Raw genomic sequence first — 6,084 nt, forward strand, 5'->3', positions numbered from 1 at the left:
TGATCGGCTGCGACGCCATCGTCTCGGCCTCGGCCGAGGTCCTGTCCAAGACCCGGCCCGGCGTGACGGCCGCCGCCATCAACAGCGCCAACACGCCCACGGCGGAGTTCATCCACAACCCCAGGTGGCAATTCCCGGGCGCCTCGGCCGAGCAGGACCTGCGCGCCAGCGTCGGCGACGCCTGCGCGTTCATCGACGCCAACGCCTGGGCCGTGACGCTGCTGGCCGACTCGATCTACTCCAACCCGCTGCTGCTCGGCTTTGCGTGGCAGAAAGGCTGGATTCCGCTGCGCCGCGAAAGCCTGGCGCGCGCGATCGTGCTCAACGGCGTGTCGGTGGAGAAGAACCAGCTTGCGTTCGACTGGGGCCGCTACCTCGCCCATCACGGCGAAGCCGCATTGGGCGCGCTGCTCAGGCCGGCGGCGCGCGCGCAGGTGGTATCAATGCCGGAAACGCTCGACGGCGTGATCCGCCAGCGCGAGGCCATGCTCACCGCCTACCAGAACGCCGCCTATGCCGCGCGCTACAGCGCCGTGGTGGCGCGCGTGCGCGGCGCGGAGAAAGCGCTCGGCGCCGGCGGCCGCCTGCCGCTGACCGAGGCGGTGGCGCGCAACCTCGCCAAGTTGATGGCCTACAAGGACGAATACGAGGTCGCGCGCCTGTACGCCGACCCGGCCTTCCTCGACAAGCTGCGCGCCCGGTTCGAAGGCGAGCCGGGCCGCGACTACCAGCTCGGCTTCCACCTCGCGCCGCCGCTGCTGGCCAGGCGCGATGCCAGGGGCCATCTGGTCAAGCGCCGCTTCGGCCCGGCCACGCTCGGCGTGTTCCGCCTGCTGGCGCGCGCCCGCGGCCTGCGCGGCACCGCGTTCGACGTGTTCGGCAAGACCGCCGAGCGCCGCGCCGAGCGCAGGCTGATCGAGGACTACATCGGGATGGTGGACGAGTTCTGCGCCACGCTCGACGCCGCGCGGCTCGATACGGCCGTGGCGCTGGCCGGCCTGCCGGACGACATCCGCGGCTTCGGGCACGTCAAGGAAGCCAATATGGAGAAAGTTGCGGCGCGGCGCGGGCAGTTGCTGGCGCAGTACCGCGAGGGTGGGGCGCGGGTGGCGGCTTGAGTTTTTTTTGAACCGTTGGCTTCGCTTGAGGTGGCGCCTAGCTAAACCGCCCCTCTCCCCGGCCCTCTCCCCGTGAGGGGAGAGGGAGGACACCTTGCTTGAGCTAGCTCTCGCGGCGTGGGCCCATTCGCGGGCTTCGTCAGTCGCTCGGGGTTTGCTCCCCTCTCCCGCCCGCGGGAGAGGGGCCGGGGGAGAGGGCCGGCGCCCGCAAACAGCGCCACCGCTCAAACCACCCCAGCCCGATCACTCACCGCGGCTGCAGCACAATCACCGCCATCCCCGCAATCGCCACCGCCACGCCGGCCAGGTCCCACGGCGTGGGCCGCACACCGTCGACCAGCCACAGCCACGCGATCGCCACCGCGATATAGACCCCGCCATACGCCGCGTAGACGCGCCCGGACGCATCCGGATGCAGCGTCAGCAGCCACGCGAACAGCGCCAGCGACAGCGCGCCCGGCACCAGCACCCAGGCGCTGGCGTTCTGGCGCAGCCACAGGTAGGGCAGGTAGCAGCCGAGGATTTCCGCGCAGGCGGTGATCAGGTAAAGGCCGAAGATCTTCACGCCGCGGGTTCCTCCGCCTGCGCGGCGGCGGGCGCTTTCCTGGCCCGCCTGCGCGTCTTGCTGCTGCCGAGCTCGCCGCCCTGGTAAGGCACCCGCCCCGACGGCACCACCGCGGAGGCCAGTTCCACGTGGCCTTCCTGGTCGTCGAAGAACATGTGCGCGCCGAAGGCCTGCAGCACCTGGTCCTTGGGCAGGCCGCCGAGGAAGAACGCTTCGTCGATGCTGACGTTCCAGGCGCGCAGCGTGTGCACCACGCGCGTGTGGGCGGGGCTGTTGCGCGCGGTCACGATGGCGATGCGCACCGGGCTCTCGCCGGGCGGGAAGTGCGCCTGGATCTGGGCCAGGCGCAGCAGCAGCTTGGCGAACGGGCCTTCGGCCAGGGCCTTGTGGCGATGGCGCTTTTCGTTCTTGATGAAGGCCTCCAGCCCCTTTTCCTTGTAGATCCGCTCGGACTCGGGCGAGAACAGCACGGCGTCGCCGTCGAAGGCGATGCGGATCTGCCCGGGCGGGGCGCGGTAGGCGGCGGGCGCGTCGTACAACTGCGCCGCGGCCACGCCGCCGTCGATGGCGGCCTGCACGTCGGCGGCTTCGCGCGACAGGAACAGGTCGACCTTGAAGGCCTTGAGGTAGCGCGCGATCGGCGCGCCGCCGGTGAAGGCCGCGCGCGTGATGTCGAGCCGGTGCGTTTCGATGGCGTTGAAGGCGCGCAGCCCGGTGTCGGGCGAATTGCGCGAGATCACCACCACCTCCACCGGGCGCAGGTCCGGGATCAGGCTGTTGAGCCCGAGCAGGGCCTCCACCAGCGGGAAGGCGGTGCCCGGCAGCAGCGGCTGGTCCTCGTTCTCGCGCTGGTAGGCGGCGTAGGCCGCCACGCCCTGGGATTGATAGATGCCGTTCTCGTGCTCGAGGTCGAACAACGCCCGGGACGAGATGCCGATGACGAGTTTGTCGGTGAGATCGTAGGCCATGAGCGCGAGTATAAGGGCATCGAGGCGGGGCACCGAGGCAGCGCATTGCGACAGGGCACCGGGTCCGCGCCGGGTCCGCTGTTTACAAACTTTGACACTTTCCCGCTTGGCCGCGGCACCCCGCGCGGGTATCCTCGCCCGCATTTGCGAATGCGCCGGCCGACGTGCCGGTCAACGTGCCGGTCCGCTGCTGCCATGAATCGTCCCGATCTTCCCCTGCATGCCTTGCGTGGCGTGGCCGTGCTGGCCGCCGCCGCGCTGTGCCTGTCCGCCGCGGGCTGCAGCTCCCTGCTCAACGAGGGCACGGCCGCCGGCGCGGGCATTGCCGGCGCCGCGGTGGCCGGCGCGGTGACCGACAACGCCGCCGTCGCCACCGGCATTGGCCTGGGCGTGCAGGCCGGCGCGAAGGCGGCCCTGCAATACAGCCAGCGGCGCGTGCATGCCGCCGCGCAGGACCGCATCGCCCAGGCCGCCGGCGGCCTCGCGGTGGACGCGGTGGCCGACTGGAAGACCGACCACGCGGTGCCGCTGGAGCCGGCCGAGCATGGCCGCGTCACCGTCAGCCGCGAGATCGGCGGCAAGTCGCTGCCGTGCAAGGAGATCCTGTTCTCGGTGGACGAGGACGGCAAGCCGAGCGCCTTCTATATCGCGGCGATCTGCCGCGACGGCCAGAACTGGAAGTGGGCCACCGCCGAGCCGGCCACCGAGCGCTGGGGCTCGCTGCAATGAGCGGCCGCCGGCGGCCGCGCATCCTGGTCTCCGCGCCGGCCTCCGCCCTGGCCGCGCTGCTGGCCGCGGCGCTGGCCAGCGGCTGCGCCTCGGTGGGCGACCTGACCGGCGCGGTGGCCGGCGTGGCCACCGGCGCCGTCACCGGCAACCCGGCCATCGGCGCCAGCGTGGGCATCGGCGTGGCGGCGGCGGCGGATGCCGGCGCCAAGTACGTGTTCCGCAACTGGCAGCGCGCCGAGCAGGACAGCATCGCCGCCACCATCGGCGCCATGCCGGTGGACGAGCAGCAGCGCTGGGAAATCCGCCATCCCATTCCCTACGGCAACCAGCACGGCTGGGTGCGCGTGGTGCGCGTCATCCGCACGCCGCTGGCCGAGTGCCGCGAGGCGCTGTTCTCGGTGGACGACGACGGCAAGCGGCAGCGCAGCTGGTTCCTGACCACGGCCTGCAGGCAGCCCGGCGGCTGGAAGTGGGCGGCGGCCGAGCCGGCGGTGCCGCGCTGGGGCAACCTGCAATAGCCGGTCGCCACCGGCCGGTGGCCGGCACCGCGCTGGCCTGACGCGCGCGCGCCGCGGCACGTCGTTCCGGCATTTCTCCGCTTCACGGCACAAGCACGCCGCCGCCGCGCCACTTCGCGGCACGTTCCGCTGCGCGCGGCTCGCCGGCTGCCCGAATTCGGCAGCTTCTGCGGCACCCCTCTCCCTACAATGAATTCCTGCCCGCGCGGCCCCCGGACCTTGCCGGAAAGGCGGTCCGCGCTCCGGGGCGACGCGGCGCCATCGATGCCGCCGCCCGCCACGCAACCCCACGGAGACAGCCATGCACGCGCAGCACCAAGCCGCCGCCGGCGACCTTGCCCACGGCGAGGACACCGATCACGAAGAAACCCGCGAATGGCTCGACGCGCTGGCCGGCGTGGTGCGCGCCGGCGGCGCGCCGCGCGCGCGTTTCCTGCTCGAGCGGCTGGCCGAGCATGCCAGCCATCTCGGCCTGGGCCACCGCGCGCATCCGTACTCCGCCTACCAGAACACCATCGGCGTGGCCGAGCAGCCGCGCTATCCCGGCGACCTCGACATGGAGCAGCGCCTGACCTCGATCATCCGCTGGAACGCGCTGGCGATGGTGGTGCGCGCCAACAAGGCCTACGGCGAGCTCGGCGGGCACCTGTCCAGCTATGCCTCGGCGGCGGAAATCTTCGAAGTGGGCTTCAACCATTTCTTCCGCGCCGACGAAGCCGGGCGCAAGGGCGACCTGGTCTACTTCCAGCCGCACTCGGCGCCGGGCGTCTACGCGCGCGCGTTCCTCGAAGGCCGGCTGTCCGAGAGCCAGCTCGCCAACTACCGGCAGGAGGTGGCCGGCGGCGGCCTGTGCTCCTATCCCCATCCGTGGCTGATGCCGGATTTCTGGCAGTTCCCGACCGGCTCGATGGGCATCGGCCCCATCAGCGCGATCTACCAGGCGCGCTTCCTGCGCTATCTCGCGCATCGCGGCATCGCCGAGACCGCCGGGCGCCGCGTGTGGGGCGTGTTCGGCGACGGCGAGATGGACGAGCCCGAATCGCTGGCCGCGCTGTCGCTGGCCGCGCGCGAGCAGTTGGACAACCTGACCTTCGTCGTCAACTGCAATCTGCAGCGGCTGGACGGCCCGGTGCGCGGCAACGGCCAGGTCATCAACGAGCTGGAGGCGCTGTTCGCCGGCGCCGGCTGGAACGTGGTCAAGGTGGTGTGGGGCTCGGAGTGGGACACGCTGTTCGCGCGCGACACCAGCCACGCGCTGCTGCGCCGCTTCGCCGCGATGGTCGATGGCGAGTACCAGAACCTCGGCGCCAGGGACGGCGACTACAACCTCGCCAACTTCTTCAACCGCGACCCCGAGCTCAAGGCGCTGGCCGCCGGCATGAGCAGCGCCGACATCGACGCGCTGCGCCGCGGCGGCCACGACTTCCGCAAGCTCCACGCGGCCTTCCGCGCCGCGCAGGAGCATACGGGCGCGCCCACCGTGATCCTGGCCAAGACCAAGAAGGGCTTCGGCATGGGCGAGGCCGGCGAATCGCGCATGACCGCGCACCAGCAGAAGAAGCTCGACGTGGACGCGCTGCGCGCCTTCCGCGACCGCTTCAAGCTGCCGCTGGACGATGCCGCGGTGGAGACGCTGCGCTTCTACAAGCCCGCCGAGGACAGCGCCGAGATGGCCTACCTGCATGCGCGCCGCCGCGCGCTGGGCGGCTACCTGCCGGCGCGCAGCCGCCACGCCGACGCGCTGCGCATGCCGGACCTGATGCAGTACGCGCGCTTCGCGCTGGAGCCGGACGCGCGCGCGGTCTCCACCACCACCGCGGTGGTGCGGCTGTTCACCAACCTCATCAAGGACCGCGAAGTCGGCCCGCGCGTGGTGCCCATCGTGGCCGACGAGGCGCGCACCTTCGGCATGGCCAACCTGTTCCGCCAGATCGGCATCTACTCGCCGGCCGGCCAGCTCTACGAGCCGGAGGACGCCGGCTCGATGCTGTACTACAAGGAAAGCCGGCAAGGCCAGCTGCTCGAGGAAGGCATCACCGAGGCCGGCGCGCTGGCGTCCTGGACCGCGGCGGCCACCTCGTACAGCGTGAACGGCGTGGCCATGCTGCCGTTCTACATCTACTACTCGATGTTCGGCTTCCAGCGCGTGGGCGACCTGATCTGGGCCGCGGCCGACCAGCGCGCCC

General features: G+C 71.5%; 6 protein-coding genes. 4 read left to right on the plus strand and 2 right to left on the minus strand.

Annotated elements, in window-relative coordinates:
• The coding region (locus tag K206_RS44030) for a DUF6537 domain-containing protein (RefSeq protein ID WP_043367723.1) at positions 1-1,118 on the plus strand (1,118 nt) is incomplete at its 5' end.
• Positions 1,119-1,365: 247 nt separating this feature from the next.
• Here the strand turns inward: K206_RS44030 and K206_RS0134400 are convergent.
• A complete protein-coding gene (locus K206_RS0134400) occupies positions 1,366-1,683 on the minus strand; it encodes a YnfA family protein (RefSeq protein WP_020206811.1) in 318 nt (105 codons plus the stop codon).
• Positions 1,680-2,651, minus strand: a complete 972-nt coding sequence (locus tag K206_RS0134405; RefSeq protein ID WP_020206812.1) for a 5'-nucleotidase — start codon at positions 2,649-2,651, stop codon at positions 1,680-1,682. The genes K206_RS0134400 and K206_RS0134405 overlap by 4 nt, the downstream gene beginning before the upstream one ends.
• Positions 2,652-2,846: 195 nt before the next feature.
• On the opposite strand from K206_RS0134405, the gene K206_RS0134410 reads away from it, so the two are divergent.
• From K206_RS0134410 to aceE, 3 genes are all read left to right on the plus strand, one after another.
• Positions 2,847-3,380, plus strand: a complete 534-nt coding sequence (locus K206_RS0134410; RefSeq protein ID WP_029044415.1) for a hypothetical protein — start codon at positions 2,847-2,849, stop codon at positions 3,378-3,380.
• The gene (locus K206_RS0134415; RefSeq protein WP_020206814.1) at positions 3,377-3,898 is read left to right on the plus strand and encodes a hypothetical protein; all 522 of its coding nucleotides are present in this window, start codon (positions 3,377-3,379) and stop codon (positions 3,896-3,898) included. The genes K206_RS0134410 and K206_RS0134415 overlap by 4 nt, the downstream gene beginning before the upstream one ends.
• Positions 3,899-4,199: 301 nt before the next feature.
• A partial coding sequence (aceE, locus tag K206_RS40175; protein WP_020206815.1) for a pyruvate dehydrogenase (acetyl-transferring), homodimeric type occupies positions 4,200-6,084 on the plus strand: 1,885 nt, incomplete at its 3' end.

The organism is Cupriavidus sp. WS, from assembly GCF_000395345.1.
Taxonomy (GTDB): Bacteria; Pseudomonadota; Gammaproteobacteria; order Burkholderiales; family Burkholderiaceae; genus Cupriavidus; species Cupriavidus basilensis_B.

Bases quoted from the DNA above. Each gene is read 5' to 3' on its own strand.
- K206_RS0134405 (WP_020206812.1), bottom strand. From the start codon at position 2,651: ATGGCCTACGATCTCACCGACAAACTCGTCATCGGCATCTCGTCCCGG.
- K206_RS0134410 (WP_029044415.1), top strand. From the start codon at position 2,847: ATGAATCGTCCCGATCTTCCCCTGCATGCCTTGCGTGGCGTGGCCGTG.
- K206_RS0134415 (WP_020206814.1), top strand. From the start codon at position 3,377: ATGAGCGGCCGCCGGCGGCCGCGCATCCTGGTCTCCGCGCCGGCCTCC.